The sequence below is a fragment of the Lentzea flava genome (genome assembly GCF_014648475.1).
Classification (GTDB): Bacteria; Actinomycetota; Actinomycetes; order Mycobacteriales; family Pseudonocardiaceae; genus Lentzea; species Lentzea flava.
Genome location: NZ_BMRE01000006.1, coordinates 168451 through 192694, shown reverse-complemented (window position 1 = coordinate 192694; position 24244 = coordinate 168451). Strand labels below are relative to the sequence as shown.

24 protein-coding genes are annotated in these 24244 nt (G+C 68.9%); 1 reads left to right on the top strand and 23 read right to left on the bottom strand.

The window, feature by feature from the left end; all coding sequences use genetic code 11:
* Window position 1: 1 nt before the first annotated feature.
* From IEZ09_RS11515 to IEZ09_RS11435, 17 genes are all read right to left on the bottom strand, one after another.
* Window positions 2–1570, bottom strand: a complete 1569-nt coding sequence (locus tag IEZ09_RS11515; RefSeq protein ID WP_189253622.1) for an NADH-quinone oxidoreductase subunit M — start codon at window positions 1568–1570, stop codon at window positions 2–4.
* A complete protein-coding gene (nuoL, locus tag IEZ09_RS11510; protein WP_229812455.1) occupies window positions 1567–3504 on the bottom strand; it encodes an NADH-quinone oxidoreductase subunit L in 1938 nt (645 codons plus the stop codon). The genes IEZ09_RS11515 and nuoL overlap by 4 nt, the downstream gene beginning before the upstream one ends.
* A gap of 10 nt (window positions 3505–3514) precedes the next feature.
* Window positions 3515–3814 carry an NADH-quinone oxidoreductase subunit NuoK gene (gene nuoK / locus IEZ09_RS11505; RefSeq protein WP_030473209.1) on the bottom strand — a complete coding sequence of 100 codons (300 nt, stop codon included), beginning with the start codon at window positions 3812–3814 and terminating at the stop codon, window positions 3515–3517.
* Window positions 3811–4659: an NADH-quinone oxidoreductase subunit J gene (locus tag IEZ09_RS11500; RefSeq protein WP_370467698.1), complete on the bottom strand. Its 849-nt coding sequence runs from the start codon at window positions 4657–4659 to the stop codon at window positions 3811–3813. Before IEZ09_RS11500 ends, nuoK begins: the two co-directional genes overlap by 4 nt.
* Window positions 4656–5171: an NADH-quinone oxidoreductase subunit NuoI gene (nuoI, locus tag IEZ09_RS11495; protein ID WP_189253621.1), complete on the bottom strand. Its 516-nt coding sequence runs from the start codon at window positions 5169–5171 to the stop codon at window positions 4656–4658. Before nuoI ends, IEZ09_RS11500 begins: the two co-directional genes overlap by 4 nt.
* Before the next feature lie 2 nt (window positions 5172–5173).
* Window positions 5174–6469, bottom strand: a complete 1296-nt coding sequence (gene nuoH, locus IEZ09_RS11490; RefSeq protein ID WP_189253693.1) for an NADH-quinone oxidoreductase subunit NuoH — start codon at window positions 6467–6469, stop codon at window positions 5174–5176.
* 20 nt (window positions 6470–6489) lie between these two features.
* Window positions 6490–8934 (bottom strand): NADH-quinone oxidoreductase subunit G, encoded by a 2445-nt coding sequence (locus IEZ09_RS11485; RefSeq protein WP_189253620.1) that lies wholly within the window; start codon window positions 8932–8934, stop codon window positions 6490–6492.
* A complete protein-coding gene (nuoF, locus tag IEZ09_RS11480; protein ID WP_189253619.1) occupies window positions 8931–10211 on the bottom strand; it encodes an NADH-quinone oxidoreductase subunit NuoF in 1281 nt (426 codons plus the stop codon). The genes IEZ09_RS11485 and nuoF overlap by 4 nt, the downstream gene beginning before the upstream one ends.
* 7 nt (window positions 10212–10218) lie before the next feature.
* Window positions 10219–10938 (bottom strand): NADH-quinone oxidoreductase subunit NuoE, encoded by a 720-nt coding sequence (nuoE, locus tag IEZ09_RS11475; protein WP_189253618.1) that lies wholly within the window; start codon window positions 10936–10938, stop codon window positions 10219–10221.
* The gene (locus IEZ09_RS11470) at window positions 10935–12317 is read right to left on the bottom strand and encodes an NADH-quinone oxidoreductase subunit D (protein ID WP_189253617.1); all 1383 of its coding nucleotides are present in this window, start codon (window positions 12315–12317) and stop codon (window positions 10935–10937) included. The genes nuoE and IEZ09_RS11470 overlap by 4 nt, the downstream gene beginning before the upstream one ends.
* Window positions 12314–13057 (bottom strand): NADH-quinone oxidoreductase subunit C, encoded by a 744-nt coding sequence (locus IEZ09_RS11465; protein ID WP_189253616.1) that lies wholly within the window; start codon window positions 13055–13057, stop codon window positions 12314–12316. The genes IEZ09_RS11470 and IEZ09_RS11465 overlap by 4 nt, the downstream gene beginning before the upstream one ends.
* Window positions 13054–13605: a NuoB/complex I 20 kDa subunit family protein gene (locus tag IEZ09_RS11460; RefSeq protein WP_189253615.1), complete on the bottom strand. Its 552-nt coding sequence runs from the start codon at window positions 13603–13605 to the stop codon at window positions 13054–13056. The genes IEZ09_RS11465 and IEZ09_RS11460 overlap by 4 nt, the downstream gene beginning before the upstream one ends.
* Before the next feature lie 7 nt (window positions 13606–13612).
* Window positions 13613–13978, bottom strand: coding sequence for an NADH-quinone oxidoreductase subunit A (locus tag IEZ09_RS11455; RefSeq protein ID WP_167975087.1), 366 nt, complete (start codon window positions 13976–13978; stop codon window positions 13613–13615).
* A gap of 266 nt (window positions 13979–14244) precedes the next feature.
* Entirely contained in the window at window positions 14245–15510 is a 1266-nt protein-coding gene (locus IEZ09_RS11450) for a geranylgeranyl reductase family protein (protein WP_189253614.1), read from the bottom strand.
* A 223-nt stretch (window positions 15511–15733) separates the two neighbouring features.
* The gene (locus IEZ09_RS11445) at window positions 15734–16447 is read right to left on the bottom strand and encodes a demethylmenaquinone methyltransferase (RefSeq protein WP_189253613.1); all 714 of its coding nucleotides are present in this window, start codon (window positions 16445–16447) and stop codon (window positions 15734–15736) included.
* Between the two features lie 36 nt (window positions 16448–16483).
* Window positions 16484–17581 carry a glycosyltransferase gene (locus IEZ09_RS11440; protein ID WP_189253612.1) on the bottom strand — a complete coding sequence of 366 codons (1098 nt, stop codon included), beginning with the start codon at window positions 17579–17581 and terminating at the stop codon, window positions 16484–16486.
* Complete coding sequence (locus IEZ09_RS11435; protein WP_229812454.1) at window positions 17578–18651, bottom strand: glycosyltransferase family 4 protein; 1074 nt, start codon at window positions 18649–18651, stop codon at window positions 17578–17580. Before IEZ09_RS11435 ends, IEZ09_RS11440 begins: the two co-directional genes overlap by 4 nt.
* A gap of 145 nt (window positions 18652–18796) precedes the next feature.
* On the opposite strand from IEZ09_RS11435, the gene IEZ09_RS11430 reads away from it, so the two are divergent.
* Window positions 18797–19630, top strand: a complete 834-nt coding sequence (locus IEZ09_RS11430) for an inositol monophosphatase family protein (protein WP_189253610.1) — start codon at window positions 18797–18799, stop codon at window positions 19628–19630.
* Here the strand turns inward: IEZ09_RS11430 and IEZ09_RS11425 are convergent.
* The 6 genes from IEZ09_RS11425 to paaA form a co-directional block, all read right to left on the bottom strand.
* Window positions 19615–20232 (bottom strand): hypothetical protein, encoded by a 618-nt coding sequence (locus tag IEZ09_RS11425; protein ID WP_189253609.1) that lies wholly within the window; start codon window positions 20230–20232, stop codon window positions 19615–19617. The two genes, IEZ09_RS11430 and IEZ09_RS11425, sit on opposite strands and share 16 nt — an antisense overlap.
* 374 nt (window positions 20233–20606) lie before the next feature.
* Complete coding sequence (gene paaE / locus IEZ09_RS11420; protein WP_189253608.1) at window positions 20607–21647, bottom strand: 1,2-phenylacetyl-CoA epoxidase subunit PaaE; 1041 nt, start codon at window positions 21645–21647, stop codon at window positions 20607–20609.
* Entirely contained in the window at window positions 21648–22139 is a 492-nt protein-coding gene (gene paaD, locus IEZ09_RS11415) for a 1,2-phenylacetyl-CoA epoxidase subunit PaaD (RefSeq protein ID WP_189253607.1), read from the bottom strand.
* On the bottom strand, window positions 22136–23020 hold the full coding sequence (gene paaC / locus IEZ09_RS11410; RefSeq protein ID WP_189253606.1) for a 1,2-phenylacetyl-CoA epoxidase subunit PaaC: 885 nt from the start codon (window positions 23018–23020) through the stop codon (window positions 22136–22138). Before paaC ends, paaD begins: the two co-directional genes overlap by 4 nt.
* Window positions 23017–23301 (bottom strand): 1,2-phenylacetyl-CoA epoxidase subunit PaaB, encoded by a 285-nt coding sequence (gene paaB, locus IEZ09_RS11405; protein ID WP_189253605.1) that lies wholly within the window; start codon window positions 23299–23301, stop codon window positions 23017–23019. The genes paaC and paaB overlap by 4 nt, the downstream gene beginning before the upstream one ends.
* Complete coding sequence (paaA, locus tag IEZ09_RS11400; RefSeq protein WP_189253604.1) at window positions 23298–24239, bottom strand: 1,2-phenylacetyl-CoA epoxidase subunit PaaA; 942 nt, start codon at window positions 24237–24239, stop codon at window positions 23298–23300. The genes paaB and paaA overlap by 4 nt, the downstream gene beginning before the upstream one ends.
* Between the last annotated feature and the right edge of the window lie 5 nt (window positions 24240–24244).

Sequence of the window (24244 nt, the reverse complement as noted above, 5' to 3'; positions counted from 1 at the left end):
GTCACTTGCCTTCCTGCGCGGAGACCGGGTCGGTCACGCCGACCTCGGTCAGCGTCGCCCCGACGGACGGGGTGATCACGTCGAGCACCGGCTGCGGGTAGAACCCGAGTGCCAGCACGATGACGACGAGCGGGGCCAGAACAGCGATCTCGCGCTTGTTCAGGTCGCCGATCGCGGTCTTCTTCTCCGGGTCGCCGACGGCACCCGGACCAGCGGCAGCAGCCACGAGGGCGTCGCCGCGCAGCGGGCCGGTCATCATCCGCTGGTAGAGCCACAGCACGTAGAGCGCCGCGAGCACCATGCCGACCGTCGCGAGGATCGTGTAGACCGGCTGCGTCGGGAACGAGCCGATCAGCACCAGGAACTCGGAGACGAACGAGTTCGTGCCCGGCAGCGACAAGGTGGTCAGACCCGAGATCAGCAGCATGCCGGCGAGCAGCGGCGCCACCTTCGACATGCCGCCGTAGTCGGAGATCTGCGACGAACCACCGCGGGCGATCACCATGCCGATCACCAGGATCAGCATGCCGGTCGAGATCGAGTGGTTGAGCATGTACGACACCGAGCCCACGCCCGCCTGCGACGTGAACGAGAAGATGCCGAGCGCGATGAAGCCGAAGTGGGCGATCGAGACGTAGGCGAGGAACCGCTTCATGTCCCGCTGGCCCGTGGCGAGCAGCGATCCGTAGAGGACACCGGCGACGGCGAGGACGAGCACGAACGGCGCCAGGTTCTTCGACGCCGTCGGGAACATCGGCAGCAGGTAGCGCAGCATGCCGAACGTGCCGACCTTGTCCAGGATGCCGACGACGATCACCGTGACGCCGATCGGCGCCTCGGCGGCCGCGTCGGGCAGCCAGGTGTGGAACGGCACGAGCGGCGCCTTGATCGCGAACGCCAGGAAGAAGCCGAGGAACAGCCACGTCTGCGTCGTCGGGTCGGCGTCGCGCACGACCGTGACGAGCGTCGCCCAGTCGAACGTGCCCTTGCCCAGCTCGTCCGACGCCATCGCGTAGGCGCCGATCGCGGAGGCCAGCATGATCAGGCCGCCGAGGAACGAGTAGAGGAAGAACTTGACCGCCGCGTACTGCCTGCGCGCGCCGCCGTAGCCGCCGATCAGGAAGTACATCGGGATCAGCATGACCTCGAACAGCACGTAGAACAGGAAGACGTCGGTGGCCGCGAACACCGCGACCGTCACCGACTCCTGCACCAGGATCAGCGCGAGGTACCCGCCCTGGGAACGACCGGCAGGCAGCTTCTCCGTCCAGCCTGCCCCGATCACCAGCGGGATCAGCAGGGCGATGACCGCGATCATCACCAGCGCGATGCCGTCGATGCCGAACGACAGCCGCACGCCGAACGCCGGGATCCAGTCCACGCCGGCGGCGAGCTGGATGCGGTCGCCGTCCGGGTCGTAGGCGGTCCACAGCAGGACGGCGAGCACCAGCTCGACGATCGAGAAGCCGAACGCGACGAGCTTGGCCTTCGTGTCGTCCTTGCGCAGGAACGTCACCACCAGCGCGCCGACGAGCGGCACGACCAGCAGCGCGATCAGAACCCAGGTCACGAGAACCTCACCACCAGGAGCGCCCCGAGCACGAAGATCGAGCCCAGCAGCATGGACAGTGCGTAGGAGCGGACGAACCCGGTCTGCAGCCTGCGCAACCGGCCGGAGCTACCGCCGAGCAGCGCCGCCGTGCCGTTGACCAGACCGTCGACGCCCTTCAGGTCGAGGAACACCAGCGCGCGGGTGAGCCAGGTGCCCGGCCGCGCGAACAGGGCCTCGTTCAGTGCGTTGCCGTAGAGGTCCGCACGAGCCGCGCGCACCGGGAACGACACGCGCACCGGCCGCTCGACGGGCTGCTTGCCGCGCAGGAAGAGCAGGCATGCGAGGCCGACACCCACCAGCGACAGCGCGACCGTGAGGATCCCGATCATGCCGTGCGAGAGGATGCCGTGCTCTTCCTTCAGCTCGCCCAGCGACGGCTCCAGCCAGCCGGCGAGACGTCCACTGGCGGAGAACCACCAACCGGCGCCGACGGAACCGACCGCGAGGATGATCATCGGGATGGTCATCGTCAGCGGCGACTCGTGCGGGTGGTAGTCGCGGCCGTCCTCGGACTTCAGTTCCTTCCAGCGGGGCTGGCCCAGGAAGACGAGGATCAGCAGGCGCGTCATGTAGAACGCGGTCAGCGCGGCACCGAGCAGCGCGACACCGCCGAAGACGTACCCGCGCCAGCCCTCCGCGGTGAACGCCGCCGCGATGATGGCGTCCTTCGAGAAGTAGCCGGAGAACGGCGGGATGCCGATCAGCGCGAGGTAGCCGAGCGTCCAGGTGACGAACGTGATCGGCAGGTACTTCGCCAGTCCGCCCATCCGCCGGATGTTGCCCTCGTCGTTCATGCCGTGCATGACCGAACCGGCACCGAGGAAGAGCCCGGCCTTGAAGAAGCCGTGCGTGAGCAGGTGCATGATGCCGAGCGCGTAACCCACCGGGCCGAGGCCCACCGCGAGGATCATGTAACCGATCTGCGAAACGGTCGAGTACGCCAGGACTTTCTTGAAGTCGTCGTAGGCGCAACCGATGATGCACCCGATCAGCAGCGTGACGCCGCCGATGATCATCACGACCAGGCGGCCGTCGGCGCTCAGGTTGTAGAGCGGGTTCGCACGGGCGATCAGGTAGACGCCCGCGGTGACCATCGTTGCCGCGTGGATCAGTGCGGACACCGGGGTCGGACCGGCCATGGCGTCGGGCAACCAGGCCTGCAGCGGGAACTGACCTGACTTGCCGCAGGCGCCCAGGAGCAGCAGCAGCGTGATCGCGAGGACCTCGGCGGACGAGAACTCGCTGACGCGGCTGAAGACCTCGGTGTACTGCGTGGTCCCGAGCCGGTTGAACATCATGAAGATCGCGATGGCCAGACCGAGGTCACCGACGCGGTTCATCAGGAAGGCCTTCTTGGCCGCCGACGCCGCTTCCGGCTTGTACTGGTACCAGCCGATCAGCAGGTACGAGGCGAGACCGACGCCCTCCCAGCCGAAGTACAGGGTCACGAAGCCGTTGCCCAGCACCAGCAGGAGCATCGCCGACACGAAGAGGTTCAGGTAGGCGAAGAACTTGCGCCTGCCCTCCTCGTGCGCCATGTAGCCGATCGAGTAGATGTGGATCAATGAGCCCACACCGGTGATCAGCAGCACGAACGTGAGCGACAGCGGATCGAGCCGCAGTCCGAACTCGACGGTCAGCGCGTTGATGTCGACCCAGTTGAACAGGTGCAGGTTCTGCACCCGCTCCTCGGGGTTCGAGATGCCGAGCGTCGAGAAGAACAGTGCGAGTCCGTAGCCGAACGCGCCGAGGATCGTGGCGCAGCCGAGCAGGTGGCCCCACTTGTCGGCGCGCTTGCCAGCGATCAGCAGCACCGCCGCGCCGAACGCGGGCAGCGCGAGCAACAACCAGGCGAGACTCGCGATCCCGCTGGCGGTAACAGGTTCCGTCACCGGTGACCCCTCAGTACTTCAGCAGGTTCGAGTCGTCGACCGAGGCCGAGCGACGCGTCCGGAAGATGGACATGATGATCGCGAGGCCGACGACGACCTCCGCCGCGGCGACGACCATCACGAAGAACGCCATCACCTGACCGTCGAGCGAGCCGTTGATCCGCGCGAACGTCACGAGGCTCAGGTTGACCGCGTTGAGCATGAGCTCGACGCACATGAACACCACGATGGCGTTGCGCCGCACCAGAACGCCGACGGCGCCGATGCTGAACAGCAGTGCCGACAGCAGCAGGTAGTACGTGGGAGTCACGACTCACTTCCCTTGAGCGCGTGGGGGTCCGGCTGGTGACCGGTTCCCGCGACCTCGGCGACGTCGTCCGACAACGCGGACTTGTCGGTCGCCTCGATGAGCTCGAACAGCGACTCCTCCGCCACGCTGCCGTCGGGCAGCAGTGCGGGGGTGGCCACCGAGTTGGCGGTGGCGAAGACGCCGGGACCGGGGATGGACCCGACCCGCTTGCCGGACTGGAAGCGCTCTTCGACGAGTTCCTTCTGCGTCTTCTTCGCCGGCTTCCCGTCCCTGCCGACGAAGGCCAGGATCATCGCGCCGAGTGCGGCGACGATCAGCAGCGCCGAGGTGAGCTCGAACGGGAAGAGGTAGTCCGTGAAGAGCTTCGTGCCGATGTTGCCGACGTTGCCGCCGTTCGTGGTGTTCGCCTCCGCCAGGCCCTTCGGCTGCACCGAGGTGAGCGCGCGGGCGACGGAGCCGACCATCAGGACGGCGAACCCGATGCCGAGCAACGCGGCCGCGAGCCGTTGTCCGCGAATCACTTCGACCACGGAGTCCGAACTGTCGCGGCCGACCATCATCAGCACGAACAGGAACAGCATCATGATCGCGCCGGTGTAGACGATGATCTGCACGAAGCCGAGGAACGGCGCCTGCTGGATCATGTACAGCACACCGAGGCTGAGCATGGTGACCACGAGCCACAGCGCGGAGTGGACCGCGTTGCGGGCGAAGAGCATGCCGAGCGCGCCGGCCAGTGCGAGCGGGCCGAGCACCCAGAACGCCACGGCCTCGCCGGTGGTCACGGTGTCGACCACGCGCTGCACCGGTTCCGGCTGCTGGGCCAGGAAGGTCAGGACGCTCACTGCCCGGCCTCCTTCGCGAGCTGCGGGCCGTTCACGTAGTAGTCCTGCTCGTTGTCGCCGAGCCGCATCGGGTGCGGCGGCTGCTCCATGCCGGGCAGCAGCGGGGCGAGCAGGTCCTCCTTCGTGAAGATCAGGTCCTGCCGGTTGTCGTCGGCGAGCTCGTACTCGTTCGTCATCGTGAGCGAACGGGTCGGGCACGCCTCGATGCACAGGCCGCAGCCGATGCACCGCAGGTAGTTGATCTGGTAGTCCTTGCCGTAGCGCTCACCGGGCGAGTAGCGCTCGTCCTCGGTGTTGTCGCCACCCTCGACGAAGATCGCGTCCGCCGGGCAGGCCCACGCGCACAGCTCGCAACCGACGCACTTCTCCAGCCCGTCCGGGTGCCTGTTCAGCTGGTGACGGCCGTGGAACGGCGGCGCGGTCACCTTCTTGACCTCGGGGTACTCCTCCGTCACCACCTTCTTGAACATGGTGCCGAAGGTGACGCCGAAGCCTTTGAGGGACTCGAACATCCCTACTCAGCCTCCTTACCGGTGGTGACGGCTGCCTTCTCCGCAGGGATGTTGGCGACCTTGACCTTGCGCTTGGGCGCTGACTTGGGGACGGCGAGGTCGAGCGGCGGCACCGGGAAGCCCGATCCAGCGAGCGGCACGCCCTTGGTGTCGGAGACCTTCTTGTCCGGCAACAGGAACGAGACCAGCAGCACCAGGCCGACGACCACGCCGAGCGCGATGAGCCGCTGCGCCGTGGAGAGCTGCTGGATGGCACCGGTGCGGATGACCGCGACGGCCATGATCCAGACGAGGCTGGTCGGGACCAGCACCTTCCAGCCCAGCTTCATGAACTGGTCGTAGCGCAGGCGGGGAAGCGTGCCGCGCAGCCAGATGAAGAGGAACAGGAACGCCAGCGTCTTGAGGATGAACCAGAGCAGGCCCCACCAGCCGGTGTTCATGAACTCGCCGCCCCACGGGGCGTGGTAGCCGCCGAGGAAGAGCGTGGTCGCGAGCGCCGAGACGGTGACCATGTTGACGTACTCGGCGAGGAAGAACAGCGCGAACTTCAGCGAGCTGTACTCGGTGTGGAAACCACCGACCAGCTCCGACTCGGCCTCGGGGAGGTCGAACGGCGCGCGGTTGGTCTCGCCGACCATCGACACCACGTAGATCACGAAGCTGGGGAACAGCAGGAGGCCGAACCAGCCGGGGACGACGCCGCCGAGCAGGTTCGCCTGCGCGTTCACGATGTCACCCGTCGACATCGAGCCGGTGAACATGATCACCGCGACGATCGACAGGCCCATCGCGATCTCGTAGGAGATCACCTGCGCGGCCGAGCGCAGGGCGCCGAGCAGCGGGTACGGCGAGCCGGAGGCCCAGCCGGACAGCACGATGCCGTAGACGCCGAGCGAGGAGCAGGCCAGCACCACCAGCACGCCGACCGGGAGGTCGACGAGCTGCAGCGAGGTCTCCTGGCCGAACATGCTCACCTTGCCGGCGAGCGGGATCACCGAGAACGCGAGGAACGCGGGGATGCAGGAGATCACCGGGGCGAGGAAGAACACCCACTTGTCCGCGAGGACCGGGCGGATGTCCTCCTTGAACGCGAGCTTCAGACCGTCCGCGAGCGACTGCAGCCAGCCGTTCGGGCCGACCCGGTTGGGGCCGGGACGGTGCTGCATGCGCGCGACGACCTTGCGCTCCCAGTTGATCATGAACAGGGTCATGACCACCAGGAACGCGAAGATCCCGACGACCTTGATCAGGATGAGCCAGATCGGGTCGTCCGCGAGGAGCTTGGCGGTGTCGCCGATCTCCGCTGCGAGGTTCTTCGTCATGACTTCCCTCCGCTGACGGAGACGATCGAGCCGTGGCCCGCGCCGAGCGTGGCTCGCACGGTCACGTCACCCGAGTTGGTGGGCAGCCAGATGACGCCCTCGGGCAGGTCGTCGGTCTCGACCGGGAGCGTGATCGCACCGCGGTCGGTGGAGACCGTCACGTAGCCGCCGGACTTCAGCCCGAACTGCTGCGCGGTGGCCTCGGCGACCTTCGCGACGACCGGACGGGCCGTGCCGGCGAGGTACGGCTCGTCGACCTGCAGCGAGCCGTTGCCGATCAGCCGGTGCCACGTGGCGAGCACGGCCTTGCCGGCACCGGCGGGACCGGTGAGCGGCGGGGCGACATTGAGCGAGGAACCGCTCGGGGCGCCCTCGCCCAGGCGGGCCAGGTCGGCGGCCGAGGCGGCGGGCGTCTGCGTGAACAGGTCCGCGTCCATCTCCACCGCGAGGGTGTCGAGCACGCGGCAGTCCGGCAGCGCGCCGGTGCCTTCGAGGGTCGTGCCGAACTCGCGGCGGCGGCCCTCCCAGTTGAGGTAGCTGCCGGACTTCTCGACCGCCGGGGCGATCGGGAGCACGACGTTCGCCTTCGCGGTGACGGCACTCGGCCGCAGTTCGAGGCTCACGATGAACTTCGCCTCGGACAACGCCTTCTCGGCCAGCGCCGGGTCGGGCAGGTCGTAGGGGTCGACGCCGCCGACCACCAGGCCGGACAGCTGGCCGTTCACGATCGCCTCGAGGATGCCGTTGGTGTCGCGGCCGGGCGTCGCGGGGAGCGAGCCCTCCTCGACGCCCCAGGTCCGCTCGACCTCGGTGCGCGCGGCGGTGTTCGTGACGTGGCGGCCACCGGGCAGCAGGTTCGGCACGGCACCGACCGCGAGCGCACCGCGCTCACCGGCACGGCGGGGAATCCACGCGACCTGGGCGCCGGTGCGCTCCGCGAGCTTCGCGACCGCGGTGAACGCACCGGGGATCTCGGCGGCGCGCTCGCCGACGAGGATCACCGCACCGGGCTTGCTCAGCAGCTCGACGACGTCGGAAGCGTGCTCCGGCAACGCGTTGAGCGCTGAGGCCTCGGCACCGGGCACGCAGGCGAGCAGCGTGCCGAACGTCTTCTCCACGGCCGGAGTCGTGAACTGGCCGAGGTGGAAGACCTTCGTCGTGCCCTTGCGAGCGGCCTTGCGCAGGCGCAGGAAGACGATCGGCGCTTCCTCCTCGGGCTCGAACGCGACCAGCAGAGCCGCCGGTGCCTTCTCGATGCCCTGGAACGTGACGCCGTTGTCCGGGTTGGTGAAGACCGTCGTCGACGACAGGAACTCCAGCTCCTCGGCGCTGTGCGGCCGGGCGCGGAAGTCGATGTCGTTGGTGCGCAACGCGATCCGGGCGAACTTCGAGTACGCGTAGGCGTCCTCGACGGTCAGCCGGCCACCGGTCAGCACGCCGACGCCGTTCGCGTCCCTGGCCGCCGTCAGACCGGCCGCCGCGACCTGCAGCGCCTCGGTCCACGAGGACTCGCGCAGCTCACCGGTCTCCTCGTCGCGCACGAGCGGCCGCGTGATGCGGTCGTCGGCCGTGGCGTAGCGGAAGGCGAACCGGCCCTTGTCGCAGATCCACTCCTCGTTGACCTGCGGGTCGTCGCCGGCGAGCTTGCGCTGCACCTTGCCGCGCCGCCAGTCGGTGCGCTCGGCGCAGCCGGACGAGCAGTGCTCGCAGACGCTCGGCGTCGACACGAGGTCGAACGGCCGGGCGCGGAACCGGTACTGCGCGCTCGTCAGAGCACCGACCGGGCAGATCTGGATGGTGTTGCCGGAGAAGTACGACTGGAACGGCTTCTCCGCCGCCACACCGATCTGCTGCTGCGCACCGCGCTCCAGCAGCTCGATGAACGGGTCGCCGGCGATCTGCGCGGAGAACCGGGTGCAGCGCTGGCAGAGCACGCACCGCTCCCGGTCGAGCAGCACCTGCGTGGAGATGTTGATCGGCTTCGGGAACGTGCGCTTGTGCTCGTGGAACCGGGAGTCCGCGCGGCCGTGCGCGATCGCCTGGTTCTGCAGCGGGCACTCGCCGCCCTTGTCGCAGATCGGGCAGTCCAGCGGGTGGTTGATGAGCAGCAGCTCCATCACACCCTGCTGGGCCTTGTCCGCGACCGGCGAGGTCAGCTGGGTCTTCACGACCATGCCGTCCGCGACCGTCATCGTGCAGGAGGCCTGCGGCTTCGGCATCGGCCGGCCGCCCATCTCGACCTCGACGAGGCACTGGCGGCAGGCGCCGGCGGGCTCCAGCAGCGGGTGGTCGCAGAAGCGCGGGATGACCGTGCCGAGGCGCTCGGCCGTGCGGATCAGCAGCTCACCCTTGGGCGCAACCACTTCCACACCGTCGATGACGAGCTTGACGTGGCCCTCTGGCACGACCAGCTCGGTGGACTTGTCAGGCGCGATGGTCATGCGTTCGCTCCAGCCAGGACCTTGGAGTTCTGGTCGCACAACGCGAGGAACTCGTCCTTGAAGTACTTGATGCCACTGGTGATGGGGCTGACGGCACCGTCACCGAGCGCGCAGAACGAGCGGCCGAGGATGTTGTCGCAGACGTCGAGCAACGTGTCGATGTCGCTCGCCGTGCCCTCGCCCCGCACCATCCGCTGCAGGATCTGCACGAGCCAGTACGTGCCCTCGCGGCACGGCGTGCACTTGCCGCACGACTCGTGCTTGTAGAACTCCGTCCACTTCAGGACGGCCCACGGCACGGACACGGTCTCGTTGAAGATCTGGATCGCGGTCGTGCCGAGCATCGAGCCCGCCTCGGCCGCGCCCTCGAAGTCCAGCGGCACGTCGAGGTGGTCCGCGGTGAACAGCGGGGTGGACGAGCCACCCGGCGTCCAGAACTTCAGCGGGATGCCGTCCTTCATGCCGCCGGCCAGGTCCAGCAGCTGGCGCAGCGTGGTGCCCATCGGCGCCTCGTACTGGCCGGGGTTCGTGACGTGGCCGGACAGCGAGAAGATCTTCGGACCGGGTGAGCGGTCGCGGCCCATCTCGCGGAACCAGTCCGCGCCACCGTTGACGATGAAGGGAACCGACGCGATCGTCTCGACGTTGTTCACCACGGTGGGCGACGCGTAGAGGCCCGAGGTCGCGGGGAACGGAGGCTTGAGCCGCGGCTGGCCGCGACGGCCCTCCAGCGAGTCGAGCAGCGCCGTCTCCTCACCGCAGATGTACGCGCCGGCGCCGGCGTGCACCACGACGTCGAGGTCGAACCCGCTGCCGAGGATGTCCTTGCCCAGGTAGCCCTTGGCGTACGCCTCGCGCACCGCCGCGTTGAGGCGGCGGATGCAGTGCAGAACCTCACCGCGGACGTAGATCGCCGCGAAGTTCGCGCGGATCGCGTACGACGTGATGATCACGCCCTCGATCAGCGAGTGCGGGTCCGCCATCATCAGCGGGATGTCCTTGCAGGTGCCCGGCTCGCCCTCGTCGGCGTTGATGACGAGGTAGTGCGGCTTGCCGTCGCCCTGCGGGATGAAGCCCCACTTCATGCCGGTGGGGAAGCCCGCGCCGCCGCGGCCGCGCAGCCCGGAGTCCTTGCACTGCTGGATGAGCTGGTCCGGGTGGGCCTTCAGCGCCTTGGGCAGGGCGGTGTAGCCACCGGTGCGCTCGTAGGTCTCGATGGTCCAGGACCTGGGCTCGGTCCAGCGCTTGGTGAGAACGGGAGTCAGCGGGTCAACCATGTCGTCCCTACTTCTTTTCCGGGATCGGCGGGAACTCGACGTTGCTGGGCACCGCAGGGGCGTCCCAGCCGCGTTCCTGCGCGATCTTGGCTCCGCGCAACGTCTCCGGCGCCGCCGACGGGCCGTCGAGGTCGGCGTCGCGACCCTCGAAGAACCCGGCGAGCTGGAGCTCGGCCTGCTTGAAGTCGGTGAGCGGGGCACCGCGGGTCGGGGCAGGGCGCTCCCCGTTCTGCAGTGCCTTCACGAGCTGCAGCGCCTTGTCGGGCGTCTGATTGTCGTAGAACTCGTAGTTCACCTGGAGAACCGGGCCGAGGTCGCACGCGGCGAGGCACTCGGCGTGCTCCAGCGTGATCGAGCCCGGCGTGCCCGGCTCGCCCGCGGTCTCCTCGTGGCCGACCCCGAGGTGGCTCTTGAGGGTGGCGTAGATGTCGTCGCCGCCAAGCGCCGCGCACAGCGTGTTCGTGCACACGCTGACCAGGTGCTCGCCGCACGGGCGGCGCTTGTACATCGTGTAGAACGTCGCGACCGCGCTGACCTCGGCCTCGGTCAGGTCGAGCTGACCGGCGCAGAACCGGATGCCCTCCTGGCTCACGTAGCCCTCGACCGACTGCACCAGGTGCAGCATCGGCAGCAGCGCACTGCGGGACTGCGGGTAGCGGGCGATGATCGCCTGCGCCTTGTCCACAGTGGACTGGTCGAACACGGTTTCTTCCTTGGCATGCGTCATCGGTCGCAACCACCCATCACCGGGTCGATCGAGGCGACGGCGGCGATCACGTCGGCGACCATGCCGCCCTCGCACATCGCGGGCATCGACTGGAGGTTCACGAAGCTGGGTTCGCGCAGGTGCACGCGCATCGGGCGGGTGCCGCCGTCGGAGACGAGGTGGTAGCCCAGCTCGCCGCGCGGCGACTCGATCGGCACGTACACCTGGCCCGCCGGGACCTTGAAGCCCTCGGTCACCAGCTTGAAGTGGTGGATCAGGGACTCCATGGACTGGCCCATGATCTTGCGGACGTGCTCGAGCGAGTTGCCCATGCCGTCGCTGCCGATCGTGAGCTGCGCGGGCCACGCGATCTTGGCGTCCTCCACCATCACCGGACCGGTCGGCAGGCTCTTCACGACCTGCTTGATGATCCGCAGCGACTGGTGCATCTCCTCCAGCCGCAGCAGGTACCGCGCGAAGCAGTCCGCCGCGTTCGAGGTCGGCACGTCGAACTCGTAGTTCTCGTAGCCGCTGTACGGCTCGATCTTGCGCAGGTCCCACGCCAGGCCGGCGGAACGCAGGATCGGGCCGGTGATGCCGAGCGCGATGCACGCGTCGACGGGCAGGTAGCCCACGCCCGCGAGGCGGTTGCGCCAGATCGGCTGACCGGTGAGCAGCTTGTCGTAGTCCGGCAGCCGCTTTTCCATGATCTTGACGAACGAGTTGATCTTCTCGACCGCGTCCACCGGCAGGTCCTGCGCGAGGCCGCCGGGCCGGATGAACGCGTGGTTCATGCGCAGACCGGTGAGGTGCTCCAGCAGGTGCAGCACCTCCTCGCGCTCGCGGAAGCCGGAGGTCATGCCGGTCAGCGCTCCGAGCTCCATGCCGCCGGTGGCGAGGGCGACGAGGTGCGAGCTGATCCGGTTGAGCTCCATCAGCAGCACGCGGACCGCCTGCGCGCGCTCGGGAACCGTGATGCCGAGCAGCTTCTCGACGCCCATGCAGTACGCCGCTTCGTGGTGCAGCGGCGCCAGGTAGTCCGTGCGCGTGATGAACGTGACGCCCTGGACCCAGGTCCGGTACTCGCAGTTCTTCTCGATACCCGTGTGCAGGTAGCCGATGACGCTGCGGGCGTGGGTGACCGTCTCGCCCTCGAGCTCCAGGACCAGCCGGAGCACGCCGTGCGTCGACGGGTGCTGCGGGCCGAGGTTCATGACGATGCGCTCGTCGTGGACCGCGTCCGCGAGCACCTCGTCCCAGTCGCCGCCGGTCACCGTGTAGACGGTGCCCTCCGTGGTCCTGCGGGACTCCGCGACCTCGGTGCGGGTGTCGTCCGCGCTGTCCCTGCCGGTCGCGCTGGTGTCGGTTCCGGTGGTCACGTCGGAAAGTCGCTCGGTCATGAGTACGACCGCCTCTGGTCCGGCGGAGGAATCTCCGCGCCCTTGTACTCCACCGGGATGCCGCCCAGCGGGTAGTCCTTGCGCTGGGGGTGTCCGTCCCAGTCGTCCGGCATGAGGATGCGGGTCAGTCCGGGGTGACCGTCGTAGATGATCCCGAACATGTCCCAGGCCTCGCGCTCCTGCCAGTCCGCCGTCGGGTAGACCTCGACGAGGCTCGGCACGTGCGGGCTCTCGACGTCGACCGCGACCTCGAGCCGGATGCGGCGCCGGTAGGTCATGGACGTCAGGTGCACCACCGAGTGCAGGCGCTGCGGCACGCCGGCGCCGTAGTCCACCCCGGACACCGAGCTGCACAGCTCGAAGCGCAGCGACGGGGTGTCGCGGCAGATGCGCGCGACCTCCAGCAACGTCTCCGGCTTGAGGTAGAAGGTGATCTCGCCGCGGTCGACGGTCACCTGCTGCACGGTGTCGGCGGGCAGGCCCTTGTCGCTGATCGCGGCGAACAGCTCGTCGGCGACCTCGTCGAACCAGCCGCCGAACGGGCGCTCCGCGGGCGCGGCCACGTGCGCGGGCAGGCGCAGACCGCCGAAGCCCGACGTGTCGCCGGAGCCGGAGACGCCGAAGAGGCCCTTGCGCTCCTTGCCCGCGAAGATCGGCGCTTTGGCCTCTGCGCCGTTCGTCTTCTCGAGGCCCTCGACAGCGCGGTCGGCGCTGGAGTGCTCTCCCCCTGGCTCGGTCACTTCTTCCTCGCAAAACGCTCGGAGGACGGGATGAGTTCGGTGCGGTGGCCCGACTCGGCGAGTGCCTTGGCGCGCACGGCGTTCAGCGGCTCGTCCATGATCTTGGCGTGGATCTTGAGGATCGCGTCCATCAGCATCTCCGGCCGCGGCGGGCAGCCCGGCAGGTACATGTCGACGGGCACGACGTGGTCGACGCCCTGCACCACCGCGTAGTTGTTGAACATGCCGCCGCTGCTGGCGCACACACCCATCGCCAGCACCCAGCGCGGCTCGGGCATCTGGTCGTAGATCTGCCTCAGCACCGGCGCCATCTTGTTGGTGACGCGGCCCGCGACGATCATCAGGTCGGCCTGGCGCGGTGACGCGCGGAAGACCTCCATGCCGAACCGGGCGAGGTCGTAGCGCGGACCACCCGTCGTCATCATCTCGATGGCGCAGCAGGCCAGGCCGAAGGTGGCAGGCCACAGCGAGGACTTGCGGGTCCAGTTGACCAGCTTCTCGACGCTGGCCAGCAGGATGCCGTTCGGGAGCTTCTCCTCGAGACCCATGACTTCCTCAGTTCCAGTCGAGGCCGCCGCGACGCCACACGTAGACGTACGCGAAGCCGACCGTGGCGACGAACAGGACGATCTCCACCAGCCCGAACAGGCCGAGCTTGTCGGCAGCGACGGCGAACGGGTAGAGGAAGACCATTTCGATGTCGAACAAGATGAAGAGCATCGCCGTCAGGTAGTAGGCGACCGGCATGCGCCCGCCACCCACGACCGGCTGCGGGCTCGGCTCGATGCCGCACTCGTACGCGTCGAGCTTCGCCCTGTTGTAGCGGCGGGGTCCGATGTAGGGCGCTGCGGTCACCGAGAAGAGTGCGAACGCCCCGGCGAGCGCGAACATCAATACGAGGGGGAGGTAAGGGTCAAGCACGCTCCGTCGTCCTTTCCTCGCGGTCGAGGCGCACCCTAAGGGTGTAGTTCAACAACCCGTTTGTTAGGCGAACCTAACAAACGCTTGTGAAACAGTTCACAAGCCTGTTCACACTGTTGTGAAGTGATTCACAAGGTCGCTCGCCAGTGTAGAACGCCTGTAAATGACCTGGATCACAGGGTCTGACCTGGGGCTTTAACTTGACGGACACATGCGAAACGGCACCGGCTCGTATTGAGCCGGTGCCGTCACCTATTCGGAGTAATTTACGCCGTCGGCGCGAGCTTCGTGGCGGCCACGATCAGGCGGTCCATTGCGTCGCCGTCCTTGGGGTCGTAGAGGCCCGCAAGTAGCTTGAGCACGAGTTTCATCAGGCGCTTTCGCGGCATTCCGTACTTCGTTGCGGTCCGCATGACCGTCGGGTTCCCGATGAGCTTCGAGAAGACGTTCCCGAGCCGGTAGTAACTGCCGAGCGCCTGTTCGATGCGCACCGGGTAGCCGTGCAGCGCGTGTTCACGGTTGACGCCGGTCCGAGCGAGGGCCTGGACGACACTTTCGGACGCGATCTTGGCCGACTCCATGGCGTAGCCGATGCCCTCGCCGTTGAACGGGTTGACCATGCCGCCGGCGTCGCCGACGAGCACGAGGCCGTTCTTGTAGTGCGGCTTGCGGTTGAGGCCCATCGGCAGCGCGGCGCCGCCGATGCGGCTCGTCGCGTTCTCCTCGCGGAAGCCCCACTCCTCCGGCGTGCCGTCGAGCCAGCTGCGCAGGAGCGCGCGGTAGTCCGTCGTGCCGTAGGCCTTCGACGTGCTGAGGATGCCGAGGCCGACGTTGACGCTGCCGTCGCCCATGCCGAAAATCCAGCCGTAGCCGGGCAGCAGCTGGCCGTCCGGCGCCCACAGCTCGAGGTGCGACTCGAGGTAGTCGTCCTTGGTGCGCGGGCTCGCGTAGTAACGGCGGACCGCGACGCCCATCGGCTTGTTGTCGTCCTTCTGCAGACCCGCGCTGATCGCGAGTCGTGCGCTGACGCCGTCGCACGCGACCGTGATCGGCGCGCGGTAGGTGACCGGGTTCTTCTCCGGTCCCTGCTTGGCTTCGACGCCGACGACCCGGCCGTTCTCGATGATCGCCTTGGTGACGGTGGTGTTCTCGTGCATGCGCGCGCCGGCTTGTTTGGCCGTGTTCGCGAGCATCTCGTCGAAGTCCATGCGCGGGCGGACCACGCCGTAGTTGGGGAACGTGGCCAGCTCCGGCCAGTCGAGCTCCAGCGTGACGCCACCGCCGACGACCCGCAGCCCCTTGTTGTGCAGCCAGCCGTTCTCCTCGCGGGTGTCGATGCCGAGGTCGATCAGCTGCTTGACGCCGCGCGGGGTCAGGCCGTCGCCGCAGACCTTCTCCCTGGGGAAGGAGCTCTTCTCCAGCAGCAGCACGTCGAGGCCTGCCCTGGCCAGGTAGGTCGCCGCGGTCGAGCCCGCCGGTCCCGCCCCCACCACGATGACGTCGGCGTCCTCGTTGATCCCGCGCCTGCTCATCCAGACTCCCTCGTGTACCGGTCACACCTCACTCGCGACTCTAACCGGCGCTCGCTGAGACCAGGGCCGCCAGGCGCTCGCGCAGATCCGCAGCCCGATGCCCGATGCCCGCGGTTCTGCCGATGAAGCCGGGATCGCCCTGGGCAGCTGCCTCGGCACCCTCGACCGTGCGGCGGGGAGGGCGGTTGCGGGGGTGCCTCGTTCGGCTCCACCGTCCGGCCGATCAGGCCTCTTCCGGCTCGGCCTTCGGCTTCGGCTTGGTCGCGCGGTGCAGGGCCACCATGCCGCCGGTCAGGTTGAACCAGGCCACGTCCTCCCAGCCCGCCTTGGCGATCAGCTCGCCGAGCGCGCGCTGGTCGGGCCAGGTGGCCATGGACTCGGCCAGGTAGGAGTAGGCGACCGGGTTCGACGACACGAACTTCGCGATGAACGGCAGGAGCTTGAGCAGGTAGCGCATGTAGACGAAGCGGAACGGCTTCCACACCGGGGTGGAGACCTCGCAGATCACCATGCGGCCGCCGGGCTTCGTGACGCGGGCCATCTCCTTCAGGGCGAGGACCGTGTCGTTGAAGTTGCGGATGCCGAAGGACACCGTGACGGCGTCGAAGGAGTCGTCCTTGAAGGGCAGGCGCAGGGCGTCGGCCGCCACCTTCGGGACGCGGCGGTGGGCACCGGAGGCGAGCATGCCGACGGAGAAGTCGGCGGCAACGCACCAGGCGCCGGACGCGGCGTACTCGACCGTGGACACGGCCGTGCCCGCGGCGAGGTCGAGGACCTTCTCGCCGGGACGGGCGTCGAGGACGCGCCTGCTCCACTCCCGCCAGCGGCGGTCGAAGCCCAGCGTCATGACCGAGTTCGTGCGGTCGTAGCCCTTGGCCACGCCGTCGAACATCTCGGCGACCTCGCGGGGGTTCTTGTCCAAGCCGGCTCGCGACATGAACAAGAGACTAGGTCAGGACCGCTGAGATCATCTTCAGGGCACCTTCAGAGCTGTCAGCATGCCGTCCACCGCGGCCTGCCAGGGGTACTCCTCCGCCCGTGCCCGCGCGGCCTCCCGCGAGCCGCTTTCCAGCAGGTGCCGGGCAGCGGTCGCGAACGCCGCGGCGTGGTCGTCGACGGCCGCGCCGCAGGACGGCCGGACGATCTCCTTCAGCGCGCTGCTCTGGCTGACGACGACCGGCGTGCCGCTGGCGAGGGCCTCCAGCGCGGCCAGTCCGAACGTCTCGTGCGGGCCGGGCGCGAGGGAGAGGTCGGCGGAGGCGAGCAGCGAGGCGACGTCGAGCCGTGACTTCACGAAGCCGAGGAACGTCACCGGCAGGCCGTTCGCGCGCTTCTCCAGGAACGCCCGGCGCGGGCCGTCACCGGCGATCACCAGCCGGGCCGAGTGGCCCTGCTCGTGGAGTTCGGCCAGCGTGTCGACGGAGCGTTCCACGTGCTTCTCCGGCGACAACCGTCCACAGTGGATGAGCAGCTTCTCCTCGCCCTGCAACAGATCCCGGCGCAGGTCGGCGGAGTGGCGGCGCGGGGTGAAGGTGGTGAGGTCGACGCCGAGCGGCACCTGGGTGACGTTGCGGGCGCCGATGCGGTCGAACTCCTCGCGCGCGAAAGCCGTCGTGCACACCACCGTGTCGTAGGAGGCGGCCATGCGGCGGTTGGCCCAGTCGGCGGCTTTCACCGCCGGGCTTTCCGGCAGCACGAACTGCAGCAGGCGGTCGAGGCGTTCGTGGGAGATCACGACGTTCGGGATGTCCCGTTCGCCGGCCCACGACCCCATGCCGCGCAACGTCAGGCGGTCCGACACCTCCAGCCTGTCCGGCCTGAGGTGTTCCATCAACGCCTTGACGCGCCACGGGTCCACGACGCGGTAGCCGCCGGTGTACGGGATCTTCACCGCGGGCAGCGTGATGCGCCGGACGCCGCCGGGCAGCACCTCGTCCGCGCGGTGGTCGCCCGGCACGACGAGCACCACCTCGTGGCCCGCCTGCACGTAGCCCGTGCCGAGGTGGTGCAACGCCGTGCGCAGGCCGCCCGACTTCGGTCCGTAGAAGTTGGCCAGCTGAACGATCCTCAAGCCGCCGCCTGGTGGGTGAGTCCGATCACCGCGGCGTAGTGGCCCATCAGCTCGTCGCAGATCGCCGGCCAGGTGCGATTGAGCACCGACTTGCGAGCAGCGAGCCCGAACCGCTTGCGCCGCAGCGGGTCGCGCAGCAGGTCCACGTACTGCGCGATGTCGTCCTCGAAGAGGTACCCGGTCTTGCCGTGCGCAACCAGGTCGCGCGGGCCGCCCGCGTTCGGCGCGAGCACCGGCAGCCCGGTCGCGAGCGCCTCCTGCACGGCCTGGCAGAACGTCTCGTGCGGTCCGGTGTGGACGAAGACGTCGAGCGACGCGTACGCCTCGGCGAGCGCCTCACCGGTGCGGAAGCCGAGGAACTCCGCGTTCGGCAGATCGCGTTCGAGCTGCTCGCGGTCGGGCCCGTCACCGACGACCCGCAGCTTCACGCCGGGCAGGTCGTGGATCTCCTTGAGCCGGTGCACCTGCTTCTCCGGCGCGAGGCGTCCGACGTAGCCCACGGTCAGCTCGTCGTTGTGCCTGGTGCGCGGGCGGAAGAGGTCGATGTCGACGCCGCGGCCCCACCGGTGCACGCGCGGCACCCCGTGCTGCTCCAGCGCCTCGACCGCCGAGCTGGACGGCGCCAGCGTGCGGTCGGCCAGCGTGTGCAGGCGTTTCGTCCACCGCCACGCCGCCCGCTTGGTGAGCCCGAGGCCGTAGTTGCCGGCGAACCCGGCCACGTCGGTCTGGTAGACCGCGACGGTCGGGACGTCGATCTTGCGCGCGGCTCTGAGCCCGTACGCGCCCAGCACGAACGGCGACGCGAGGTGCACGACGTCCGGCTGGAACTCGGCCAGCGCGTGCAGCACCCGCGGGCTGGGGACACCGATGGGCAGGCTGGTCACCATGGGCACGTCGACCGCGGAAACTCTGACGACGGGCGTGCCGTGGTGTTCGTCGGCGCCGGCACCGGGCGCGACCACCAGAGCCTGGTGGCCACCACGCCGCAGGTGCTCCAGCACCCGGAGAACGGAGTTGGTCACCCCGTTCACCTGAGGCAGGAAGCTCTCGGTCACGATCGCTACGCGCACAGATGACACCCTGGGGTGCCAGCATGAAGTCCGCGTGACACGAAATTTGACGCGGTCAGAACACCTCGCGTCGTGGCCAGGTGATCGTCGATTCGTCATCTTCGCGTCGGCTGCCGGTCACCCGACGCGGTGAAACTAGGCCAGCATGACCGTCTTGTCGTCCCGTCCCGCGCACCCGGCCGACCCCGGACTGGTGTCCATCGCGCTGGAAGTGGCCGGTCGCCTGGCGAACGACGCCTCGGACGTCATCATGGCCACCGCCGGCCGCGGCGTGCGTCCCGACTCCGACGAGTCGCCCTTCGACTGGGTGACCGACACCGACCGCACCCTGGAACGCCACACCCGCCGCGTGCTGACCGCGGAGTTCCCGTCGATCCCGGTCTTCTGCGAGAACTCCGACGTGGACGTGCCGGACGACTCCGAGTTCCGCTGGGTCGTGGACCCGGTCGACGGCACCGCGAACTACACGGCCGGCATGCCCTGGTGCGCCTACAGCCTGGCCCTGGTGGACCGCTGGGGCCCGGTCGTCGGCGTGGTGGCCGACCCGTACCGCTCCCAGATCTACGCCGCCGCCCGAGGCCGCGGCATGCGCGCGAACGGCACCCCGATCCGCCTGTCCGAACGCCAGGGCGACTCCCTGGTGGTGTGCACGGAGATGACGCGCACCGGTCCGTGGCCGGGCATGGGCGAGTTCATCTCGACGGCCGCGATCGCCGGCACGGGCGTCCGCGTCCTGGGCTCGAAGTGCCTGGCCGTGGCCCAGGTGGCACTGGGCCACGTCGCCGCCGCGGTGCTGCACGGCTACCACGAGTGGGACGTGGCGGGGGCCGTGTCGTTGGCCGTCGAGTCCGGTGCGGTGGTGCTGGACAGACGCGGCGAGGGCGCTCAACTGCCTGTCGACGGGCTGCTGGTGGCCGCGCCCGATGCCGCGGACGAGGTGCTGGGCTGGTGGCAGTCGGCGCTTCAGGTCGACAGCTGAGGGAGCTGCTTCTCGAGCACCTCGAGGTGGGTGCGCGCCTCGTCCAGCTCGGGGTGGTCGAACATCTGCAGGGCGACCCTGCCGACCTCGTTCTCGAACTGGTGGAAGTCGTGCGCGGCCTTGAGCAGCCGCTGGTACACCGGGTGCTGCCGGTCGACCGCGCCCAGGGCCCTGCCGAGCTGCGCGATGCCGCGCACGTCGTCGAGCTCCCTGGTGAGCTGCTCGCTGATCCGCGCGAGCCAGTCCTTGGCGGGTGACCTGGGGACGGTCTGGACGGCCGCGGCGACTCGTCTGGTCGACTCGGCGCAGCGTTCCACCAGCTCGGACCACATGTCGTAGGGCTGCTGCGGGATGGGCGGGGGCACCGGCCTGGGGTACCTCGGGCGGTGGAGTGAGCGGCGGATGAAGCCCACGGCCGTGCCGATCACGGTGCCGGGGATGCCGCCGAAGAGCAGCGCGAAGATCAGGATCGCGGTGATCGTGACGAAGGTCGAGGACGTGGACTCGGTCGTGCTCGCCAGCTCGATCATCGTCACGAAGGCGGCCATGAGCAGCGAGCCGATGCCTAGGCCCCAGAGCGCTGAGCGGACGACAACCCCCATGGCCAGTGATCGTGCCACGTGGAGGAAATTCCTGCGGGATTTTCCTGTGGTGCTACGGTTGTACCGCCGGTTCCAGTAGGAGCCGGAAGTGGACCCGGTTCACCGTCCGGACGGTCGGTTGCCGGGTTTCGCGCTTTCTGGGCACTGGTCGAGCTGGTGTGCACAGCTCTCGATCGCCAGCCGAGTGACTCCGACCTCGTGGAGCCACGTCGCCGCGGCAGCCAGACACAGCTGGCGGGCAGGGATGTCGTCAGAAGTGCACACGACGTTGGCCGGGTTTCACCAGCCGACGCAGCCCTGAGCGCGCCGCGACTCGTCGAGAAATCCGTGCCACATGGACCATATGGTCTCAAAGGAGTAACGGGCTACTCCGATCAGGCGTCGAAGTCGACGGTCACGCACTCGCTGGTCGGCAACGCCTGGCAGGTAAGCACGAACCCGGCCGCCACCTCGGCTTCGTCGAGCGCGTAGTTGCGCCGCATCTCGACCGAGCCCTCGGTGACCAGCGCCCGGCACGTGCCGCACACCCCGCCCTTGCACGCGAAGGGCAGGTCGGCGCGGACCCGCTGGGCCGCGTCCAGGATCGGCTCGTCGGCGGGCAGGGGCAGGGTGGTCGACTTGCCGTCCAGCACGACCGTCACGGACGCGGCGGACTCCACCACGGCCTCGGTGCGGCGCGGTGGGGGCGGGGGCTCGTCTACGTAGAAGAGTTCGTGGTGCACGTGGTCGGCGGGCACGCCGCGGTCGCGCAGTACGGCGGTGGCGTCCTGGACCATCTCGTAGGGGCCGCAGAGCCACCATTCGTCGATGCCGTCGAACGGGACGACGGTGTCGAACAGGGCCGTCAGCTTCGCGGCGTCGAGGCGGCCGGTGAACAGGTCCACGTCGCGCGGTTCGCGGGACAGGACGTGGATCAGCTGGAACGTGGCCGGGTAGCGGTCCTTCAGGTCGGCCAGCTCGTCGGCGAACATCACCGTGTCGGTGCGGCGGTTGCCGTAGAGCAGCGTCACGCGGGCGCCGGTGGCGAGGACCGTCGCGGCAATCGACAGGGCCGGGGTGATGCCGGAGCCCGCCACCACGAAGCCGTGGTGGATGGCGGTGCCGGTCGGGGTGAACTTGCCCAGCGGGGGCAGGACCTCGACCACGTCGCCGGGGGCCACGCGGTCGACCAGCCAGGTGGAGAACTGGCCGCCGTCCACGCGGCGCACGCCGATTCGCGGGGCGGCGCCGGAGGGGGCGCAGATCGAGTACGAGCGGCGTTCGTCGCCCTGGCGCAGGGTCAGGTACTGGCCCGCGGCGAAGGCGAACTCCTCGGAGAGGTCCGGCGGCACGTCGAAGGTGACGGCCACGGCGTCGTCGCAGAGGCGGTCGACGCGGGCGACCGTCAGCTTGTGGAAGGCGGCTCGGCGCGACAACTAGATCTCCTTGACGTGCTCGAACGGTTCGGAGCATGCGTTGCAGCGGCGCAGGGCCTTGCACGCGGTCGACCCGAAACGGGAAATCTCCGACGTGTTGGGCGAGCCGCACTGCGGGCAGGCGACCTGACGGGACGGCGGCACCAGGTTCAGCGGCACCGGGCCAGCGACGGACGGGCCGATCCTGGACGGGGGCGCGATGCCCGCCGCGGCCAGTTTCGAGCGGCCCTCGGCGCTGATCCAGTCGGTCGTCCAGGCCGGGGAGAGCGACAGGCGCACCTCGACCTCGGCAAAACCCGCGGCGAGCAACGAACGGCGCAGGTCGGCGCCCATCTCGTCGATCGCGGGGCAGCCGGAGTAGGTCGGGGTGATGGTGACGACGACGCGACCGTCCTCTTCGGACACATCGCGGAGCACGCCGAGGTCCGCCAGCGTGAGGACCGGGAGCTCCGGGTCCCGCACGGCCGACGCGATCTCCAGTGCCGTCGTCACCAGACCGCTCCCGGCAGCGAGCGGTGCAGGTGCTGCATCTCGGCGAGCAGGTAGCCCATGGCCTCGGTGTGCACGCCGTCGCGGCCCGCCATGCCCGCGACGCGTGCGGCGCGAGTGTCAGCGGGTCGCGAAAGCCCTGCGGCGGAGAACACCGCCTCCAGCACACCGTCCACTTCGGACTTCAGCGACGCCGGGTCGACCGCGACGCCCGCTAGGCGCGCTTCGACGGGGTGCGTGGCGAAGAGCTCGTCCACGAACGGCCAGACACGCTCAAGACCGGCCTGCATGCGACGGTGCGACTCGTCGGTGCCGTCGCCGAGCCGGACCGTCCACTGCGCGGCGTGGTCGCGGTGGTACGCCAGCTCCTTCAGGCCCTTCTCGGCGACAGCGGCGAGCACGGGGTCAGCCGAGCCACGCAGGCGTGAGAAGAGGGCGAGCCGCCACGACGAGAACACCAGCAGCCGCGCGATGGTCGTGCCGAAGTCGCCGCCGGGGCCGGGACCGCAGTCGATCTCGGCCAGGTGCACGTTGCGGAACTCGCGTTCGTCGCGCAGGTAGGCCAGGTCGTCCTCGGACTTCCCGAGCACCTCGCCGGCGCGCGTGAGCAGCATGCGGGCCTGGCCCAGCAGGTCGAGCGCGATGTTGGCGAGCGCGATGTCCTCTTCCAGTTCCGGAGCGCGCGAGCACCACTCCGAGAGCCGCTGCGAGAAGATCAACGCGTCGTCGCCGAGCATCAGGCAGTACGTGGCGATGTCGTCGCGATCGACTCCCGCCGGGAACTCGCGGTTCACGCCGGACAGCGCCTCGGAGAAGCCCGTCCCGAACGCCCAGTGCGAGTCCTCGTGGCCGAGGAGCGACTCGTAAGCGTTGTCGAAGCTCATAGGTGCGGCACGTCCTCGGGAATCGAGTAGAACGTCGGGTGCCGGTAGACCTTGTCCCCGGACGGCGAGAAGAACGGATCCTTCTCGTCGGGCGACGAAGCCGTGATCGCGGCCGCGGGCACCACCCAGATCGACACGCCCTCGTTGCGGCGCGTGTAGACGTCACGGGCGTTGCGCAGCGCCATCTCCGCGTCCGGCGCGTGCAGCGAACCGACGTGCACGTGGTTCAGGCCGCGCTTGCCGCGCACGAACACTTCCCACAGCGGCCAAGACGTGCTCACGCGGCACCTTCCTTCGCAACGGCCTGCTTGGCGGCGTGGGCGGCAGCGGCCTCACGGACCCAGGCCCCGTCCTCGTGGGCCTTGCGGCGGTGGGCGATGCGCTGCGCGTTGCAGACGCCACCCCCCTTCACGACCTGCCAGAACTCGTCCCAGTCCGGCGAGCCGAAGTCGTACTGCCCGCGCTCTTCGTTCCACTTGAGGTCGGGATCGGGGAACGTCACGCCGAGCTTCTCGGCCTGCGGCACGCTCATGTTCACGAACTTCTGCCGCAGCTCGTCGTTGGTGTCGCGCTTGATCCGCCACGCCATCGACTGCTCGGTGTTCGTGGACTCGGAGTCCGGCGGGCCGAACATCATCAGCGCGGGCCACCACCACCGGTTCACCGCGTCCTGCACCATGTCGCGCTGCTGCTGGGTGCCGCGCATCATCGTCATGAGCAGCTCGTAGCCCTGACGCTGGTGGAACGACTCTTCCTTGCAGATGCGGATCATGGCGCGCGCGTACGGCCCGTAGGACGTGCGGCAGAGCGGCACCTGGTTGCAGATCGCGGCGCCGTCGACGAGCCAGCCGATCACGCCGACGTCGGCGAACGTCAGCGTCGGGTAGTTGAAGATCGAGGAGTACTTCTGGCGCCCCTCGATGAGCTTGAGCGTCAGGTCCTCGCGGTCGGCGCCGAGCGTCTCGGTCGCCGAGTACAGGTACAGGCCGTGGCCGGCCTCGTCCTGCACCTTGGCCAGCAGGATCGCCTTGCGCCGCAGCGAGGGCGCGCGCGAGATCCAGTTGCCCTCCGGCTGCATCCCGATGATCTCGGAGTGGGCGTGCTGGGCGATCTGCCTGATCAGGGTCTTGCGGTAGCCGTCGGGCATCCAGTCGCGCGGCTCGATGCGCGCGTCGGCCTGCACGGTGCGCTCGAAGCGCAGCTCCAGGTCATCCGCCATGCACC

Excerpts from the sequence above, each read along its gene's own strand:
- nuoI (WP_189253621.1), bottom strand. The coding sequence starts at position 5,171 with ATGTTCGAGTCCCTCAAAGGCTTCGGCGTCACCTTCGGCACCATGTTC.
- IEZ09_RS11485 (WP_189253620.1), bottom strand. The coding sequence starts at position 8,934 with ATGACCATCGCGCCTGACAAGTCCACCGAGCTGGTCGTGCCAGAGGGC.
- nuoF (WP_189253619.1), bottom strand. The coding sequence starts at position 10,211 with ATGGTTGACCCGCTGACTCCCGTTCTCACCAAGCGCTGGACCGAGCCC.
- nuoE (WP_189253618.1), bottom strand. The coding sequence starts at position 10,938 with ATGACGCATGCCAAGGAAGAAACCGTGTTCGACCAGTCCACTGTGGAC.
- IEZ09_RS11470 (WP_189253617.1), bottom strand. The coding sequence starts at position 12,317 with ATGACCGAGCGACTTTCCGACGTGACCACCGGAACCGACACCAGCGCG.
- IEZ09_RS11460 (WP_189253615.1), bottom strand. The coding sequence starts at position 13,605 with ATGGGTCTCGAGGAGAAGCTCCCGAACGGCATCCTGCTGGCCAGCGTC.
- IEZ09_RS11450 (WP_189253614.1), bottom strand. The coding sequence starts at position 15,510 with ATGAGCAGGCGCGGGATCAACGAGGACGCCGACGTCATCGTGGTGGGG.
- IEZ09_RS11445 (WP_189253613.1), bottom strand. The coding sequence starts at position 16,447 with ATGTCGCGAGCCGGCTTGGACAAGAACCCCCGCGAGGTCGCCGAGATG.
- IEZ09_RS11430 (WP_189253610.1), top strand. The coding sequence starts at position 18,797 with ATGACCGTCTTGTCGTCCCGTCCCGCGCACCCGGCCGACCCCGGACTG.
- IEZ09_RS11425 (WP_189253609.1), bottom strand. The coding sequence starts at position 20,232 with ATGGGGGTTGTCGTCCGCTCAGCGCTCTGGGGCCTAGGCATCGGCTCG.
- paaC (WP_189253606.1), bottom strand. The coding sequence starts at position 23,020 with ATGAGCTTCGACAACGCTTACGAGTCGCTCCTCGGCCACGAGGACTCG.
- paaA (WP_189253604.1), bottom strand. The coding sequence starts at position 24,239 with ATGGCGGATGACCTGGAGCTGCGCTTCGAGCGCACCGTGCAGGCCGAC.